The 17,730-nt window shown below is 63.2% G+C and carries 16 protein-coding genes; 6 read left to right on the plus strand and 10 right to left on the minus strand.

Annotated features, from left to right (window positions below; translation table 11 throughout):
* Positions 1-350 precede the first annotated feature (350 nt).
* Positions 351-1,106 (minus strand): hypothetical protein, encoded by a 756-nt coding sequence (locus TX88_RS17745; protein ID WP_131721956.1) that lies wholly within the window; start codon positions 1,104-1,106, stop codon positions 351-353.
* Between TX88_RS17745 and TX88_RS17750 the strand changes: the two genes are divergently transcribed.
* Positions 1,105-1,566, plus strand: a complete 462-nt coding sequence (locus tag TX88_RS17750; protein WP_019347187.1) for a hypothetical protein — start codon at positions 1,105-1,107, stop codon at positions 1,564-1,566. The two genes, TX88_RS17745 and TX88_RS17750, sit on opposite strands and share 2 nt — an antisense overlap.
* A 55-nt stretch (positions 1,567-1,621) precedes the next feature.
* A complete protein-coding gene (locus TX88_RS17755; RefSeq protein ID WP_019347186.1) occupies positions 1,622-1,822 on the plus strand; it encodes a hypothetical protein in 201 nt (66 codons plus the stop codon).
* Positions 1,823-1,951: 129 nt separating this feature from the next.
* Here the strand turns inward: TX88_RS17755 and TX88_RS17760 are convergent, their stop codons facing one another.
* The 4 genes from TX88_RS17760 to TX88_RS17775 all read right to left on the minus strand — a co-directional run bounded on the left by TX88_RS17760 (position 1,952) and on the right by TX88_RS17775 (position 6,000).
* Positions 1,952-2,926, minus strand: coding sequence for a hypothetical protein (locus TX88_RS17760; protein ID WP_019347185.1), 975 nt, complete (start codon positions 2,924-2,926; stop codon positions 1,952-1,954).
* A 44-nt stretch (positions 2,927-2,970) separates the two neighbouring features.
* Complete coding sequence (locus tag TX88_RS17765; RefSeq protein WP_131721957.1) at positions 2,971-3,516, minus strand: KwaA family protein; 546 nt, start codon at positions 3,514-3,516, stop codon at positions 2,971-2,973.
* A 153-nt stretch (positions 3,517-3,669) separates the two neighbouring features.
* A complete protein-coding gene (locus TX88_RS17770) occupies positions 3,670-3,906 on the minus strand; it encodes a hypothetical protein (protein ID WP_019347183.1) in 237 nt (78 codons plus the stop codon).
* 33 nt (positions 3,907-3,939) lie between these two features.
* Entirely contained in the window at positions 3,940-6,000 is a 2,061-nt protein-coding gene (locus TX88_RS17775; protein ID WP_019347182.1) for a DEAD/DEAH box helicase, read from the minus strand.
* A gap of 147 nt (positions 6,001-6,147) precedes the next feature.
* Between TX88_RS17775 and TX88_RS34275 the strand changes: the two genes are divergently transcribed.
* Together TX88_RS34275 and TX88_RS17785 are read left to right on the plus strand one after the other, a co-directional pair.
* Positions 6,148-6,759 (plus strand): hypothetical protein, encoded by a 612-nt coding sequence (locus tag TX88_RS34275; protein ID WP_019347181.1) that lies wholly within the window; start codon positions 6,148-6,150, stop codon positions 6,757-6,759.
* Entirely contained in the window at positions 6,756-7,802 is a 1,047-nt protein-coding gene (locus TX88_RS17785; RefSeq protein WP_019347180.1) for a type II toxin-antitoxin system RelB family anti-toxin, read from the plus strand. Before TX88_RS34275 ends, TX88_RS17785 begins: the two co-directional genes overlap by 4 nt.
* A gap of 177 nt (positions 7,803-7,979) precedes the next feature.
* Here the strand turns inward: TX88_RS17785 and TX88_RS17790 are convergent, their stop codons facing one another.
* The 5 genes from TX88_RS17790 to TX88_RS17810 form a co-directional block, all read right to left on the minus strand.
* Positions 7,980-8,465, minus strand: a complete 486-nt coding sequence (locus tag TX88_RS17790) for a hypothetical protein (RefSeq protein WP_019347179.1) — start codon at positions 8,463-8,465, stop codon at positions 7,980-7,982.
* A gap of 122 nt (positions 8,466-8,587) precedes the next feature.
* Positions 8,588-9,457, minus strand: a complete 870-nt coding sequence (locus tag TX88_RS34280) for a hypothetical protein (RefSeq protein WP_162563158.1) — start codon at positions 9,455-9,457, stop codon at positions 8,588-8,590.
* Between the two features lie 79 nt (positions 9,458-9,536).
* Positions 9,537-10,628, minus strand: a complete 1,092-nt coding sequence (locus TX88_RS17800; protein ID WP_165610736.1) for a TniB family NTP-binding protein — start codon at positions 10,626-10,628, stop codon at positions 9,537-9,539.
* Entirely contained in the window at positions 10,549-12,636 is a 2,088-nt protein-coding gene (locus TX88_RS17805; protein ID WP_019347176.1) for a Mu transposase C-terminal domain-containing protein, read from the minus strand. Before TX88_RS17805 ends, TX88_RS17800 begins: the two co-directional genes overlap by 80 nt.
* Positions 12,612-13,499: a TnsA-like heteromeric transposase endonuclease subunit gene (locus TX88_RS17810; RefSeq protein WP_080989697.1), complete on the minus strand. Its 888-nt coding sequence runs from the start codon at positions 13,497-13,499 to the stop codon at positions 12,612-12,614. Before TX88_RS17810 ends, TX88_RS17805 begins: the two co-directional genes overlap by 25 nt.
* A gap of 659 nt (positions 13,500-14,158) precedes the next feature.
* On the opposite strand from TX88_RS17810, the gene TX88_RS34285 reads away from it, so the two are divergent.
* Both TX88_RS34285 and TX88_RS17820 read left to right on the plus strand, forming a co-directional pair.
* Positions 14,159-15,397, plus strand: a complete 1,239-nt coding sequence (locus tag TX88_RS34285; protein WP_074416738.1) for a type II toxin-antitoxin system RelB family anti-toxin — start codon at positions 14,159-14,161, stop codon at positions 15,395-15,397.
* An 807-nt stretch (positions 15,398-16,204) separates the two neighbouring features.
* Positions 16,205-17,695 carry a sensor histidine kinase gene (locus tag TX88_RS17820; protein WP_019347173.1) on the plus strand — a complete coding sequence of 497 codons (1,491 nt, stop codon included), beginning with the start codon at positions 16,205-16,207 and terminating at the stop codon, positions 17,693-17,695.
* Positions 17,696-17,730: the final 35 nt, after the last annotated feature.

Consider the following 17,730-nt stretch of genomic DNA (forward strand, 5'->3'; position numbering starts at 1 on the left):
GCATCACCACGTACAGACTCGCTCAGCGGGGCTCCGCAGCCGTGACAGTAACGGCCCACCAGTGCCGGTTCGACCATCACCATCGCCTCCACTGTTCAAGCCATCGGCGTGTTGCCCTGCCCTCTGATGTCACCCGGCGGGGCTCACACCAGACTAGAGTGCGCCGCTGTGTCGATCCCGCCAAAATGAGGTGGGGCAGTTCACTGATCTCGAACCTGTTGGGAAAGCCGCGATCCCGCGGGCGGCCATGGCTCCTCGTGGTTGATCGATGTACCCGATCACCTTGTTCCCAACGCCTAGGTCAGGGCACCGGCCAAGCTCGGCGGTGGGCGCAGGGGCCGAACCAAGACTCAGCCGTTGGCCACGCGATAGTGTTCCCGCACGCGCCGCGGGTCGCGGGTGCATCCAAGGGCGATGCAGTAGGTGACGACAAAGTCGGCGTCGAGCCCGGCTCGGTGAAACGTCCGCATGAACTCGTGGACATAACCGCGGTCACGCCCGCTCTTAGGTGCAGACGATAAACGGTCGTCGAGGAAAAGCATGCTTTCGAACTCGTCGTGCAGCGAGGGCTCTAGCGGTGGCGTCAGTTCGCCGGTGGCGGCGTTGAACGCGCCTGTGGCGGTTGCCCATCCGAGCACCCCGGGCGCCTTTCCCCATTCGAATACCGTGAGGGTGGATTCCCCGACGCGGGATACACACTTGATCAAGGACTCTTCACTGGGCCATGCCGCTACCACGGGCCCGCCCCACGGAACTGTGTCGGATCGGGCAGAAACCCATGTCGACTGGGCGGCCAGGGCCGCTAATACAGGTGGGTTGTCGATCGCGTTGCCCGACTTCTGCGGCGTCATGATGACGCGCTTGCCTTGGCCGCGGCGCTCATTTGCGTTGAGCCACTTGGCGAGCCGCTTGCCGGTGATCGTCTCCATACGCGCTTCAAAGGGAACCCAGGCCGCGTTGTATCGGGGTTCGACGACGTGCATTCTTCGCAACCTACACCTCGGCACCGACGACGAACTCGTGGTGAACCGACCGAGCTGCGCGTCGATGACCAGAAGTCGCCCGTGGCCGCTTTCTCGTGTCCGATCCGGCACGATAACGGTCATGACCCCCGACATATGGATTTCAACGACGACATCCGAAGTCACCTTTGAGAACAACACCCCGGGCCGCCAATGGCAGCGCGTCGGCACGATCGACACCGCGCAAGAAGCCGATCTTGCCAAACACATCCAAGTACTGCTCAACCTGCGCGGCTCCGCGCCGCCAATCTCCGGCTTCTACGTAAGCGCAGACCCCGACAACGTCTGGGTCCGCGCTGCACAGCGGGATCCTGCCGGGCAGCCGCCGTTCTGGATCGCGGTCGACCCCTGGGGCCGGGACAGGCCCACGATTGTCAACGCGGCTCAGACCTACTTCGTCAGCAACGAGATGGCGACCGCGACAAGGTCGCTGGCCCGGCGTGCACCGCAGCCCCATCCCGGTCGTGCCGTGAAACCAGTCATGATCGGTGTCAAGATCAAGCACCACGAGGACGGGCTGTTCACCCCGCACGTGAATCGATAACTGCGGCGCTGGTCGGTGGCGCGATCGATACCATGACCGAGGGGAGGTATGGCCCGTGGATTGTCCACCCGAGAAGACCCAGGCGGGTGTCCAGCCCGCGGCGAAGTGCCAGGCGGTGATCAAGAAGATCGCGGCCCGGGCCACCACGGCCTCGGCGAAGCTGGAGAACCGCCAGGTGCCGGCCGGGCATGTGCGTTCGGCCGGTGTGCAACGCCTGCTGTCTGAGCGGCAAGGCCGCGAACACCGACCCCGCTGACCCCTCGACCCGGTGCACCGCCGCGCGCGGGCACGAGTTGGTCTGCCCTGCTTGCTGATGTCGTCGCCGCTCGATCAGCCGGGCGACCCGTTCAACCCCAGTTTCAGCAGCGCCAGAGTGCAACACATTTCATCGGGCGCGGAATTTGTCGGCGCGGCGACGTTCTTGTTGGAAATCGGCTGTCCACCAACGGCCCTCGGCGATATCGAGGAACTCCTTAGCTCGGCGCCGATCCAGCACGAGTTTGTCTTCATGGTCGAACCACTCTGCGGGATCTTCACCGTGTTTGGCCAGCACCTCGCGCAGTGAGGACGGCGTCATGGCGCTGATGCCTGGCTGGGACGGCAGACGATTCAGCCTTTTGGCCACGCTGCTGAGCGCGGTTCCCAGCTCGACGATTGCTTCGGCGGTGCCCTCAGCGAACGGCAGCTCGGGCATGGCCACGTCGAAGCCGGCAACATTGGCCGGCACCTCGGCGGCCAGCTCATCGAGATCGGAGAACAGCCGGTCATATGCCGACCTGCGGATGATGGCCAATTCGCTGCCGGTTACCACCAGGTCGACTTCTGACTCCAGCATGAGATCAGGCTTCTGAGTGCGGCGCAACGACCCGGCGAACCGGCCCCAGAAGGCCGCTTTCTTCAAGGTCCGGGCCGGATTGATCGCCCGGACACATCCGATCATCTCCCCGCTGGGCTGGCGAAACACGATGCCGTACAACGCGAAGTTTCCGTCAGCGAGTTGACCTGCGGTGATATCTGTCAATCCCTCACAGTCGGCGATGAGCCGAACCAGGTCGGCGCTGTCGTCCTGGTCATCGCCGCCCTCCTCTGGCTCAGCTCGGTGCACGGCGGGTAGGTCGACAATCTCGCGGCGGATGTACTCCTCGCCGGCGACAGGCAGAACCTCGTGGCCGAAGTCGATCGCTTCGGCGGACGCGAGATAGGCCATCGCATCGTGAACCACAGCCCTCAGGTCCTCGAAGGTGTCCGCGTGCAGGTCGATCCGTCCGCCGGTGAGTTGGCGGGCGCGGGGCCGCCAACCGACAATTAATTGCGGGTCGGAATCGGTTCCAATCCCCAGCCAGTCCTCGTCGTTTCTCATATATCGCCCCCCTCAGAGCACTGCGCCAAAATACGGCACCGATTCTAGCCATCAACTTTCACCAACCCGCCGGCAAAATTCACCCCACTGAATGGCTCGCCGGCTCGCGGCGGGGTCTTGGCGAGGATCAAGACGTCCTGTTCGTTGACACGCCCTGCAATCACCTTCCACCCCAGCACATACAGCGTCGGGTTGATAAATAGTAGATCGCTGTTCACGAACACAATCCACGCCACCGCGAAGTACACCAGATACGCCCCGGTCGACCACCAGGAATTCGGTGGTCCGGACAAAAACGGCAGCAAATAAGTGGCCAGGTATCCCGATACTTCGCTGCCTTTGTCGCGCACAGTGCTGGCCTGCACCGTGCGCGAGTTCTTCCTGCGCTGACCATATGTGCAGCGCCAGCCATCAACAACGACCACCGCGCCGGCAGCGAAGTAGCCGATACGAGCCGGCCACGTCGTGCACTGCAACCCGAAGATCAGCAACAGCGGCATGTAGGACAGCACAAAGAGCCTGGTACGCATCCACGTCCTGCCGAGACGGTCGAATGCCCCCTCAGCCGCTGGTCCGCTGGTCGTGCCCATACCCACCACGCTAGGCAATGTGTCCGACAAACTGGACATCTCACCCGCAATGACGGTGGCGGCGATCAGCGCCCGATCCCTGCGCCGACGAGCAGACGGGGCGGTGGGCAGCAGGATGCGCCCGGAGTCACTACCTCACCGTGGCCGCCAATGTCACAGTCCGAGCTGTCGGCGCAGCTCGGACAGTTGGTGCGCGGCGAGGTCGAGGACTTCGGCGGCCGCCGGCAGGCAGTACCTGAACTGCTTGTCGTTCTCCACGACGACCAAGTGCGTGTCGCCGGCCAGGATGAAGTGGGCGTTCTTGCCCCGCAGGTGTGCAGCGCAGTGCCGCTCATGATTTGTGCGAGGTGTTTCGACGCGGACGTGGCGCAGTATCGCTTTGGGGGACATGCCGACTCCTTCGGGGCACGGTGCGGGTTGTGGTTACTCGTGTTGGGACAGTTGGGATCTCAAGGTGTCACCGACGGTGTCAGCGATCTCGTCGATGCGGTCGAAGATGGTGCTGAACTGTTCGCGTGACCAGTCACCGCGGGTGCCGTTGGGCATGCCTACCGCTTCGTTGATCGCCGCGGACAGACGCCGGATCGCGATGACGGAGTTGTGCTGGCGAGGGCCCGCGGTGACGGCCATCAGCTGATGACCCCGCGGGGGCAGATCCAGGTCGGCCAGGATTCGGTTGGCTACCGACTTGGTGCGTTGGTTGACGCGAGTTTTGGCCGACTGTCGGGCGCGTTGCGGGGAGACCGGGATCGGTTGTGGCGCGGGCGGCACGGCGGCAGCCTGCTGGGCGAGCAGACGCTGGCGTAGCTGGTCGCGTTCGACGAGGTCGCCGAGGCGGACACCGGGAGCGACTTCGCGGCCGAGGATCTCGTCGAGAACGCGGTCGTCGGTGGGGTCGAGGTAGGTCTGCTCGACGAAGTCGGTGAGGATCTCGTTGTCAACGAGCATGCCGCCGTCGAAGCGGCGGGCCCGCGGGCCACCGTCACCGTCCTGGTCGGCGTCCTCGTCGGTGATGCCGGCGACCCATCCGTGCACCAGGGCTTGATCGTCGAGGTCGAGTTCACGGAACTCCGACCAGCGGGCATCGTTGTTCAGCCCGACGTGGGACACGATGTGGCCTTGATTATCGGGGTGCTCAGGGGCGGCTTCCTGCACGACGCGCATCACCCGGCCGACGAATTGGATGTAGGGCGCCAGACTGCGAAACGGCCGGAAGATCGCGGCCACGCTGAGCCGGGGGTGGTCGAACCCTTCACCGAGCATCTGCACCTGCACGATGCAGTCGAGCTGACCTTGGCGCAGCCGCTCGATCACCGCGTCCTGGGCGTCTTCGTCCATATCGGAGTGGATTTCAGCGGCCCGGTATCGGCACTCGTTGTAGAGGGCGGCGACCTGGCGGGCATGGTCGACCGAGCATGCGGCAGCGATGATCTGATGCTGGATGCCCGTCTGGGCGCGCATCCGGTCGCACGCCTGAATGCTGGCTTCGACGATGTGGCGGTTGCATTCCGGGCTCAGCGCCACCCCGCGGCGAAACCACGCCTCTTCGCGCAGTTGCAGGACTTCCTCGAGAGTGTGATGGCGGGTGTCGTCGCGGTAGGTGAAGTAGATCTCGGCCGGCGCGACGTTGCGGGAGTGGATCTGCTTGATGTAGCCGGTGACCATCGCCCGGGTGAACGGATACCGGTAGACGATCTCACCGTGCAGTTGCTGCTGATCGGAGCGAAACGGGGTGGCGGTGAGACTGACCACCTTGGCGTTGGGGAAACGGCGAAAGACCTTCTGCCAGCTTTCGGCCGCGGCGTGATGGCCCTCGTCGACCAGGATCATGTCGAAGAAGTCCTCGGGGAACTGCGGCAGCCAGCGATCAGCCTGGCTGGCCAGCTGCTGGATGTTGCAGACCACGAAGTCGCTTTCGATCGCATCGTGGATATTGGCATTGGGTCCGTCCAGGACGGCCATCCACGGTCCCGCGGTGAAGTCCGACAGCACGCGGCACTTGGTCCAAAAGCATTGTGGGCTGGTGATGTCCACGGCATCGGCGACGCCCTTGCGGATGGTGAGATTCGGGGTAATCACCAGTGTGCGTCCACGCGCGATGCCGAAAGGCAAAGTGGCCATGATCCCGGTCTTGCCGCACCCGACCGGAATCTGCACAATCGCGGGACCAGCACCGGTGGCGAAGTGTTCGCGGACCGCGCGATGCGCCTCACGCTGCGGGTCGCGCAGTGCGGCGTTGGCTTCGATATCGGCATTGGCGGTGGCGAACACACTGCTGTCGGCGCCGGCGGCGGCAGCCTCCTGGGCACGGCGGTACTGCAGCCGGAACGGCTCCAGATCGGCGCGCCGATAATACCGGTAGTCACTGCCGGGCCGCCGCAGCGCGGGCAGGGTGCCATCACGATCCCATCGCCGCAGCGTCTGCGCGGACACCCCAAGGTAGGCCGCGGCTTGCGCGACACGCAGGAAACCTTCATCAGCCATAGGGCTCACTATACAACCTTGTACAACATTAACAAGATGGTTTCCGGGCGCTTGGAGCGCCGACATTGATGCCTCTGACCTCGACACACCGAGCCGGTACGGGGCTGATCGCGACGAGACCGGACGCTCACTGGTATATTTTCTGGCATGTCGCAATACCCGGATCCGCAGGTTGTGGTGGATGATCTTGGCGACAAGTTCTTGCGCGCCTTCGTCGTGGCCGTCGACACCGCGCGGGCGGATCTGGCGGTCTTCGAGGAGTTCAAGCCGCAGTGGTTCGTCAACTTCTCCAAGCGTTTCGTCGCGAACTTCATCCACGAGCGCATGTGGGACTCCATGACCAGCCAGGTCGCCAGTCATCCCGAGGTGACCGTCGTCGATGAAGAGCCGACGCGGCAGATCCACTACGGAGCCAACTATGTGGTGCGCTTCAAGCGCCACGCCGCCAACTTGCGGATCGAGACGTTCCCGACCAGCGGAGCGTTGGCGTTCTGGACCAATCAGGCCGCGTTGCCCGGCTTGGAGCTGGTCACGCTGGCCATGGGTTATATCTGGGAGCCCGAGCTCGGTGAGATCGGTGAGGCGATCTTGTCGTTCCGCGACGGCAAGAACAACCCGGTGTGGTCGGTGACCTTGACGTCGCCGGCAGGTGGTGAGGCGACCGGCATCACGTGGGAACCGATCGACCCACAGCTGCCGCAACTGGACCTCAGCGACGTGGTCGAAGAGCGCGACGAAGGCACCACGGATCAGCCATGAGCCAGATCGGCGACGTCATTCTGACCGCCCGACGCGCCGCCGGACTCACGCAGGAAGAACTCGCAGAGCACCTGGGAATCACTCAGGCCGCCTTGTCGCGCTACGAGAATGACCTGCGCGAACCCGACGACGCCACAGTCGAGCGAATGTCTGAAATCCTTGATGTGTCACCGGATTTCCTCACCCATCCATTCCAGCTTCGGGGAGCGTTGGCAGCCGACGCGCACATGCGCCGGCAGAAGACGACCAAGGTCTCGGAGTGGAAGTCGGCCGAATCGAAGTTGAACCTCTACCGGATGCGGTCGGCGTTTTTGACCCGCCGCATCCCGATGAGCCCGACCAACCACATGCCCACCTTCGATCCGGATGACACGACACCGGCTGATGCTGCCCGCATGGTGCGGGCCCAGTGGAGGATGCCGATCGGTCCCGTGCGCAATCTGACGCGCTGGGTCGAGTCGGCCGGCGTCATCGTTGTCGAGGAGCACTTGGGAACTCGGCGCATTGACGGGTTGTCGCAGTGGGCCAGCGAGTATCCGGTCATATTGCTCAACGCAGATCTGTCCACTGATCGGAAACGATGGACGCTGGCCCACGAGGTGGGCCACCTTGTGTTGCATTCGAGCTATGTGGACCCCGATGTCGAATCGCAAGCCGACGATTTCGCCGCCGAACTGCTGATGCCGTCGCACGTGATCGAGTCCGACCTGCACAGTCTCACGCCGTCACGGTTGCTCGCGTTGAAGAAGATGTGGGGCGTCTCGATGCAGGCGATCTTCGAGCACGCCCACCGTCTGGGGAAAGTCAGCGCTGCCGACCGCACCAAGTTCTATCGCACCATGAACGCGCGCGGGTGGCGCCGGCACGAGCCCGGCGCCGATGCCATCCCCACCGAGCGACCCGAGTTGGCGCAAACGATCGGACAGACGCTCATGACCCGTGGCGGCCTCAGCCGAGACGAAGTCGCCCGCTTGACCGGTCGCCGCACTGCCGGCAACGAAAGTGTGTTTCTCCCACCGGAAACACGTCTGCGGGCCCTCTAGGTGCGGTCGCGATGAACCCGTCGATCGGCACCGCAATGACCTCTGCCCGCACCGGTGTGGTTCTGCGTGGGTATCTGCGCTGCTGGGGTGTGGATGTTGTGCTTGCCGCGGGAGCGTCAGGCGGTTCCCTCAGGTGCCAGGCCCCACAATCCGTTCCAGCTTCGTGCCGTCGAGCGGCTATTTCAACGTGGCTGCCCGCTGCCTGATTTCCTTCTCGTCGAATTGCGGGTGGGCGACTGCCCGCAAGTGCGTCACGAGCAGCTGCCCCCGCATCAACGCAAGCCCATTGAACATGGCGCCAAGCAGCGAGTACGGCTTGCCGTCGGTCTCGTTGCGAAACGTACTCATTCGCTCCAGTGATTGCGTGACCGCTCGTGCGCACGAGGGAGAGACCACTTCGATGACCGTCTTACGGCTCAGGAACTGGTACGACAACTCCATGTAGCGCACGCCGCTCACGTCGAATCCGTCTTCCTGCACGCTGCCTGCACCAAGTCGCGCAAGTTCGGCGTCGATGAGCACGAGCAGTTCGGTTACGTGTTCTGTCAACAGCTTCCGATTGAATCCGCGCAGCTCGCGCTTGCCGTGCGTTCTCAGTGCGAACAAGGCGACCACAACCGAGGCAAGACTGATCACCACTGACACCCACGGCAGGAAGGTCATGGCCAGACCCTATACAGGTCCGCGGCTGCCCCAGCGCGAGCACAACCGACAAACGTGCTGCCGCGCCGCGCGACGACAACTCAGGCTCTGGCAGGTCCGGCGGCCCGGGGCTGCAGGGTTCGTCAGGTTTGTTGATTGTCCGTTGCTGCGGGGGAGTGTCGGGGGCGGGCGGGGGCTTCGACTTCGGAGTCGGGTTCGATTCGATCGCTGGTGATGGCGTAGCGGTAGGGGTCAAACGCGCCGCTGGTGGCCAATCCCTCGACGACTTCTCGTCTGAGCCGCTCCACGCTGGCGGTAGCGATGTTGCGGGTCATTCCGCGTGCGGTTTTGATCTCCCGGCGTTGAGCCAGGATCACCCGCGTCAGCGATACCGCGTTGGGATACCACGCCGCGATCTCAGCCGGCGACAGCGGTGGGCTTTCGTCGGTGATGTCGAGGCGCTCCCAGCGCCCTCGAATGTCGGATGCAGTCATGACGACCGGCCAGCGGCTCCACCTCGACAGGCACGTCACCGCATCAAGGAAGCTGGCATGGGTGGGCCCACGTCCCCAGCGGCTGATTATTCGCTTGTGCTGCAGGTTTGCGGCAATAATTTCGGGGCATGCGGCAATCGAGAATTGGTGTGGTCGTGGGCATTTCAACGACCCATTCCCGAGCCAGCGGCTGTGGGTGGGGCAAATGAGCTGTTCGTGGCTGGCGAAGACGGTGACGCAGTCATCGGTACCCAGTCGCGCGGCGACACACTGTTGGCACGCGGGTCGCTTGCCGGCGCAGGAACTTACTTCGCCGGCCAATTGTGGGTACGCACGCAGACTGGCCGGCGTGCGTAGTTCGGGGAGGGAGAAGACCAGGTGGCGTTTCGAGTAACCGGTCAATGTTGACAGCGTGGTCGCAAACCCGCGGCCCTTCGACAGGTCGCGAAGCATCCCGGGGCGCAGCAAGTTTTGGTCGGTGACTCTGCCGAGGTAGCTGTGCAATGTTTCGGCGGTCATGGGCCGGACCTGGATCGGCAGGCGCCGGAATCGTGACCGGTGGGCGATCGGGCCGAGGTCTCGGGGCGGGGTGTCAGGTTTACTGCTCATGGGGGACCGTTCCGCGGTCTTCATCGTCGACGGCGATGGTGTCGAGCAGTTCGAGAGTGATCGCTTCGGTTCCCGAATCGATGGCGGCCGAGGCTGCATCAACGATGAGATCGCTGAGCAGTGCGAGCGAGCCGTCGGTGCGGTGCAGCAGGTAGGCGGCGTTGCGTTCCAACAGACCCCGTTCGTGCAGCGGCAGCGGCAGCAGACATTCGAATGCCGCGACCAACCGTTGCCACTCAAGTTGGTCACCGTTCCTGCTGGCTTCGTACTTGCTCATGTTGACCGGCCGCGTGCGCTTTCGCCACTGCTCACCGCTCCTGCCGCTGAACAGCGGCGCCGTGTCCAGCGAGATTCCCGCGAATATCATGGTGGCGTCGAGGGTCTCGGCGAAGACTTTGATCGCGTCGGCCACCTCAGCCACGGCCGGACGGTCGGTGTTGAGGCGCTGCGCCTCATCGAGGATGACAAACCGTGTGCCCAACTTCTTGAGCAGGTGCGCGAGGTCAAGTAGGCGTTCATCGGGATCGGTGCCGCGTATCTCACGTGCTCCGACGAAGTCGGCCAGTCTGATCCACAGCTTGTTTATCGACGTCGCCGTGGCGATCGGGGTGTAGATGACGGGCAGGTAGGACAGGTCGGTTTCGCGTCCGCTGATGCGACGCATTTCGCAATCCAGAGTTTTACCCGCGGCCATGACGGCAGTGGATTTTCCGATGCGCGTGTTTCCCGACACGCGTATGCCTCGGCGCGCGACGAACTTCTTGACACGTGCAGCGCGCATCAGTTTGTGTGCCAACGCGAGGACGCTGGTGAGGTCGCGGGTCGGAAACAACCGCTCTTCTTCGAGGTAGGCGACGCGCTGGTCGTTGTAGAGCGATCTCTGTTCTGCAGTGAGAGCCCTGATCTCATCGATGCTCAGGTGGGGGCGACCTGCGTCTGGGGTCGGCTCGTAGGTGCAGTATTCGCGCCATTCCTCTTTCGTAGTTGGTGACGCCACGCCCTCACCATCCTTCAGACAGGCGCATGACGCGCATGGGTTCGACCGGGGGCGGTGGTGGGTAGTCAGGTAGTGGCACCGCATCGGCATCCTGTAGCGACGGAGCGCGGTCGGGCTGGGCCGGTATGGGCGTGCAGAGCTGTTGTCTGGCGAGGTTCGCGCGGCCGGCGACGGTCTCCAAACGAGTCAGCGGTCGGCGGTGGGGTTCTGGCGGGCCACCGAGAAGTTGGCGGTGGATGTGCTCAGCGCGTTCGAGCACCTGCTTGTCGCTCACCTTTTTTCCCAGGTCGCGTCTGATGGCGTGAAGGAGGTCGATGCCGAACGGGATGACCGCGAATTTGGCCAGAACCCAGTCGCATTCGATCCAGCCGTTGTCCTTGAACACCTGGCGGCCGCGCTCGTCGTAGTCGAATGATTCATCGCGTACCCAAATATGCAGCAGGTTATTGGGATCGTAGCGAATCTCCCACTTGCCGTTGTGTTTCTGGTTGGGCGACTTTCTCCGACGCAGTCGGTGAAACGCTGATGAATCGCAGTCGTAGACCAGTTTTTCGAAGTTGATTCCGTAGCGGTTGATACGCCTGAACTTGTATGGGTGCAAGCCGATCCACTCGTCGCGGCTCAGCGTGCGGATCGGGGTAGGCGCCGACTGGGACAGTGCGCGGTAAATAGCATTGGGGGACAACTTCATTCGTGGCGCCATTCCTACCTCGACACCGGTGTGTGGGCGGTTCTGGTAGACGGTGACGGTCCATTCGTCGAGAAGGGCCTGAAGCAACGGCAGCGGCCACAGCGCTTCTTTGTCCGGTCGACGACCGCGATGATTGACCGATCGTCCTTTGTAGCCGGGTATCCATCGCACGAAGTCATCAGCGATGGTTTCCAGGAGCCGTTCAATGTGGGGCTTAGCCGTGGGGGTGAACGGGGGCGACAAGTAGTAGTTGACACCGCGGGTTTCGGCGGCGCGCTTAAAGGCCTCTGACACAAAGATCTTGCCCCGATCAACCACCACACCTCGCACATCGATGATGGGGTAGTTGGCGAGGGCGGCATCAAAGTCCTCGGTGGGCAGCATGACGTCGGGCAGATAGCTCCGCGCGATCGCCATGGTCTCTGACCAACCGGGGATCAACTGTTTGGGAACCGCGGCGTTGGCCCAGATCTCCAAGGCATCCACTGTCTTGCAGGCGTTTGGGCGCAGGATCGGTGAGAGCATGGTCTCGGTGGCGACGTCGATTCCTGCTGCCAGATCGACGGTGGCCGGCTGCCCGTCGGCCATCAGCACCATGGCATCCAGCCGTGTGGAGTCCAGCTGGACTTCCTCCCCGGGGAACAGGGCGACGATCTTGTTGAAGGCCCGGTCGGGGCTGTTGGCGTGGCTGCGGCGCGAGGTTGCGTCGCCGGTGATGTGCTCGCCCCGGTCCACTCTCTTGAGCAGCTCGTACCAGGAGGTTTTGCCGGGCATGGCGACGTTGTCGTCGGTGAGTCGGTGTTTGGCCATTTCGATGATCTGCTTCTTTGTGGGGGTGGATTTGTCGATGAAGTGGTTGCGGACAGCGGCCAGGGTTGCCTCCACGCGTTGATCAATTCCCGACAGCCGGACGTGGCCGGGCATTCCGCGCAGATCAGCACATCCGAGGACGCCTCGACGGTTGAAGCCGCGCCACTTGCGCCACATGGTGGACATGGAGACTTCGAGGCCGGCGCGCATCAGTTCGTGCCGTTTGGCGCCCAGACGTGAGGCGATGGTGGCCGCGGGTGGGGGTGCGTCGATGACGCCGCGGTCCCGTAACGCGATGCCGTACTTCACTTCGTACATGTGGGCGTACCAGAATTCGGCCTCCCTGCGTCGTTGCGGGACGGTGAGGTCGAGCAATCGCTGGTCTGCCACGCTCGGGCCGGGATCGCCGGGGCCGACGAAGGTCTCATCGGCCAGCAGCACCCCCGTCGGCAGCGTGAGACTGCTGCCGTCGTCGAGGCATTTCAGGTGCACTGTGGTGGCATCCGAATCGCGGATCTGCCATGTCTGGCCGCGAAATTCGACGATGTCACCGGTTTGGATGTGGATCATGGTCGCACCGTCGCGTTCCATGTCAACGGATGGTTCAGATCCACGTGAAGCTGCGCGTTCCACAGCATGTGATACACCGCGGCGATCACCTGATCGGCGGTCAGACCAGTGCAGAGGGCTGCGGCATCGATCAGTTCGGGCAGCCGAACACCGTTTTCCCCGGCGGCCCGCGCCTGCGCTGCGATGAGGGCACCGCTGTCGTCGGGGGGAGCAAACCGTGGGTGACGGTACCCCGACAGCAGGCGCAGATTGCGCTCAAGTACGACATTCAGCTCGGTGAATTCTTGGTAATCCCAACCTAGTTCACCGCAGACAGCGCGTGTCCAGTCATGTTGCACACGATCCTTGTCGGTCATTCGCTGCGCGGGTTTGACGTCGACGATCAGCACCGATTCGTCGCGGCGCCGCACGAAGAAATCCGGGGCGTGGCGCACCGGTGTCGTTCCGGTCGGCCACAGCAGCCAGAACGGATTGGAGCTGACCGCTGTTGCGTGGCCAACGAAGTCGAGCACCATCAGCGCGGTCATCTCGAAACGAGACTCAAACCGCACATGCGATTGAGACCGCGAAAACCAGTATCGCCCTTGGCGTGACCGCCTGCCGCGGTAGGCGGGAAACGTGCGGATGGGTACGCAGGATTCGAACCGGATACCGCCCAGCTCGGCGACGATCCGAGACCGTGTGCGTCGGCCCGTCTCCGGGTCGTCGTACAGAATCTTGGTGTACGGAGCATCGTTGACCGGAAGCGGCGCCCGCCCAGCCGGTTGCCCGGTGATGGCCACAGCTTTGACGGGCGGATCAGCGCACGATTCCCGCAGCACTGACGGCCGAACGATTGTCGCCGAGGGGTTGACATCTGTTCCAGGGCACGGTGAAATAGCCATGTGTCCTCCTCACATGGAGAGAGATGCGAGCCGCATCGAGGCACACCGAAGAAGCCGGGCTGGCCCCCGGCTTTTTCAATGTCTAGGTGAGAATTACGAGATCAGCGGTCGAGTGCGTATCGGTCACCTCCTTCATAGGAATGTGTGATCGTCTCCGACCCAAAGCTGACGCGTCAGCGGCGGCCGCGCGCCAGCGGAAGATAACCGCTAGTTCACCACATGCATGTAGCGCCGCACAAGATCTCCAGCAATCCAGCGTGACCCGCCCCGCACCTCGCCCTGCGACCAGCCTTGGACGTCCTTCGGGCGGGACACTTCCGGGCACCCAGTGGTGGTAGCGCGGTTCACCCTCCCGAACGATGTCAGAGTTTCAACGCGAAATATCTATGTGTCACACGGTATTCGCCATCAGCGCGACGGCGCAGCAATGCAACCAAGGCATGGGGCTCGAATCGAGCGGGCCAGGATCCCGGGACCGCAGCGCGCCTTAGCCTCAGCCGGGAACAGCACACGCAAGCGAAAGATCAGCAAACACCATCACCGGATGCTACTCGCAAGTCGGTAACACGATAATAGACGCGAAAAGGGGTGGGCAAAAGGTCTGCAGCCCTACGAGCGAAGCCGGTGTGCCGCCGGGCCGACATGGCAGGATTAGCCGTGTGTCCAGAGAGGATCGTCCAAAGGGCGGCTTTGACGGGTCCCGCCTGACCGCGGCACGGGAGCGGCTGGGCTTGACGCGCACGGAATTGGCCCGACGCCTCGAGACCGAGTGGGAAGTGGTCTTGCAGTGGGAGACCGGGGAATGTCGACCGCGGCCGCGCAGCATTCCCGCGATCGCCGCAGCCGTGGGGGTGGCGATCGCGGATCTGTATCACGCGCCCACAGGTGCGGCGACGCTGGCGCAGCTCCGAGTAGCTGCGGGGCTGAATCAAACCGACATCGCACGAGCCTTAGGCGTCAGTCGAGCAACCGTTTCACAGTGGGAACGGGGCACTCGCCCGGTGCCGGCCAAATATCACAGCACCTACCGTCGACTGCTCGGCTTGACCCACGGTGGCGATGCAAATCTGACCGTGAACACCGGCCGGTCACCGTGGCCGCCCCCGTCCACAGAACCGACCACGCCGAGTACACCGAGTCCGGGCCTGACCGAAGCGGACACCCCAGGCCCGGACTCGATTCACACACCCAAAGGCAACGCCGCGCGGGTGGCCCATCTGATAGTGATCAGTGACCTCGAATATGCCGACGGCACGTTCCTCAGCGCGGATCGCCCCAAGAATTGGCACGTCTATTCACCCCAGGGGGTAGACGTGAACAAAACGGGGGCGCCCGTCCTCGACGAGCTCATGGAGGAAGCCGCGATTCGGCTGGCCAAGATGGGCTACCGGCAGATGTGCCTTCATGCTGAGCAACGCATCATCATCGATGATGAGCCGCTGCGCGTTGTGCGGGTTCAGACCAGCCCACCGAGTGATGCCAGATTGCACACCAGCCGGCTGTTCCTCTCGCAGTTCACTCCTGAATTCTATCGTGAAGGTGTCGGCGAGGACCTGGAGCAGAAGGCACGCATTCGCAAGGACTTCGAGCGAGACTTCCCTCAATCGGCCACGGGCGAAATGCTTTTCGTCGTAGCCGAGTCGACCGATTCCTACGGATGGCTGCAAGACCAGACGCTGCCGTACATGCCCTACACCATTGTGGCGCATCTGCCCGAAGCCGACCGGCACTTCTTTGCCTCGGTGTATTACGACCACGTCGGGGTGAAAACCGGCGCCGGGCTCGTGTCCTTCGATGAGTTGGGTATACAGCGCGACACGACCGTCGGTGAGTTCGCACAACGCCTCGACGAGCACCACCGCCGCAGCACGAGCCTGCCAGCGGCCGGCCGCCAGTAACGCTGCAATCCGGCACACCAAATGGGAATCGATCATAGGCTTCGACTGTCGGCCCAATCGCCCTGGCGCACTGAGCGTGTCGCACCTTACGCACATAGACGGTGACTCCAACGGCCCGGACACGCTAGAAAGGCGGCCCCGTTCGTAGCGGCGCAAGGTTGAGTTGAGCACCCCGCGTTGGCCGAGAGGGCCTGAGGGCAGCACTCATGAGTCACCCGCACCACGGGCCGCTCATAGCGCAACGGTCGAATGTGGTTTCGACGCGCACCTGCACCCAGCTGGAGGTAATCGTTGTCCAGCGTCGCGAGGTGCGCTCAGGTGTGAAAACGGCATGAACTTGGTGACATGCGAATATGCGCACGTAACAATATGGGTGTGTCACCGCCAGCGGCGCGTGCCTGTCGACCTTCCCGCATGCCGGGGCCCTGCTCGCTACGTCACACATGACAACCGCGGCGTGTTCACGCGGAGGTCGTCGCGCGCCGTGGCGTGTGGCTCGGCTTGTCGTGGCGCTGTGGCGGTGGGTCACCGCCTGGGGTGCCGGTGAGTTGTCGGCAGTTGCGCCCATGGTCGAAGGCGCAGCGTGAAGGGGGCGTTCATGATAGCGAGATCGATTTTGCTGCAGCGGAATTGGAACCAGTGCGGATCTGGCAGGCTAGCACTTCCCAATGCACGCAACGATGCGGGACCTGTTGCGCGCCAGTTGAACTGTGGTCTTGTCGACCGCGGCTGGTATCGCTGCGCCAGTGTGGAGCATCGGAGAACGACGAACGCCGTTGATCGGGGCAGTTCGGCACGGAGGGCCCGATGATCGGCAAGCAACGGCGATGGTGGGTCCCCGGAACCGTCCGCCGGCAGGTGTTGTTCGGGGTATGCGCCGTTGTGACGGCTGTGCTTCTCGCTGTGGGCGCGATCTCGGTGCTGAGCGTTCGGAGCTACGTCAACAGCACGAGCGATGCCGAGTTGGCGCGGTCATTGACCGCTTTCACCCATATCTACTCCAAATTGAAGCAGAACGGAACGGGGTCGCAGCACTCACCGGATCCGGCAACTACCGAAGAGTTGACCGAATTCATCGGGCAGGGCCCCGGGAATCTGATCGCGGTGTTACGCAAAGGCACCGTGGTTGAATCCGCGTTGTTTTCTGACACCGGGGCGGATCCGGCCCCACAAGATGTTGTTGGGGTGATCGAGTCGCAGGCCTGGAGCGATGGCCCGCCCCGCACATTCGAATTCCCCAACCTGGGATTCTACCGGGTTCAAAGTCGCGAGGCCGAGGGCGGGGATCGGTTGGTGTCGGCGGTGTCGCTGAACCGGGCGGAGGAAGTGGTTGCCGCAAAAACCATTGCCACAGTGGGACTTATCGTCATCGCGCTGGTGGTCACAAGCATCGGGACGGTGTTAGTGGTGGACTACGCGCTGCGGCCGTTACGCCGTGTAGCGGCGACAGCAGCCAGGGTCGCGACGTTACCGCTGGCCGACGATGAGCACAGGATCACGGCGCGCGTCGACGAAGCTGACACTGATCCTGACAACGAGGTGGGCATTGTCGGTGATGCCCTCAATCGGCTGCTGGTCAACGTGGACGGCGCGCTGGCACAGCGAGCCGAATCGGACCGCAGGATTCGCCAGTTCCTCACAGACGCCAGTCACGAACTACGCACCCCGTTGGCCGCGATCCGCGGCTATGCAGAACTCACCCGCCAAGACAGTGTCGAGCTGCCCCCCACCAGCGAGTACGCCTTCGCGCGCATCGAAGCCGAAGCGCAGCGGATGAGCGGCTTAGTCGGTGACCTGCTGCTGATGTCGCGCCTCGACGAGGGGCAGGACCTGCTGGCCGACGAGGTGGACTTGTGCGATGTCGTCGCCGCTGCCGTCAACGACGCATCAGTATCGGGACCCGATCATCGTTGGTCCACGACCGTGCCGACTGCACCGGTGTGGATCAGCGGTGACCGTGATCGTCTACACCAACTCCTGAGCAATCTGCTGACCAATGCGCGGGTGCACACGCCGGCTGGGACGACGGTCAGGACCAGCGTCACTGTCGGTGACGACGGATTCGTCGAGGTCACTGTTGCCGACGACGGCACCGGTATCGACCCGGATTTGTTGCCACGTTTATTTGAGCGCTTTGTGCGCGCACACAATTCCCGGTCAGGCGAAATCGCCAGCACAGGGTTGGGATTGGCCATCGTCGCGTCGATTGCCGAAGCCCATCATGGGTCGGTGAGTGCCGAATCAGAGTACGGGCAGACAGTTTTTCGCGTGAAACTACCTCTGACCAGTAACGACTGAACACCGCGAACAAATTTATCGGGATTCGATGTGAC

The organism is Mycolicibacterium septicum DSM 44393 (assembly GCF_000455325.1).
In the GTDB taxonomy this organism is placed as follows: Bacteria; Actinomycetota; Actinomycetes; order Mycobacteriales; family Mycobacteriaceae; genus Mycobacterium; species Mycobacterium septicum.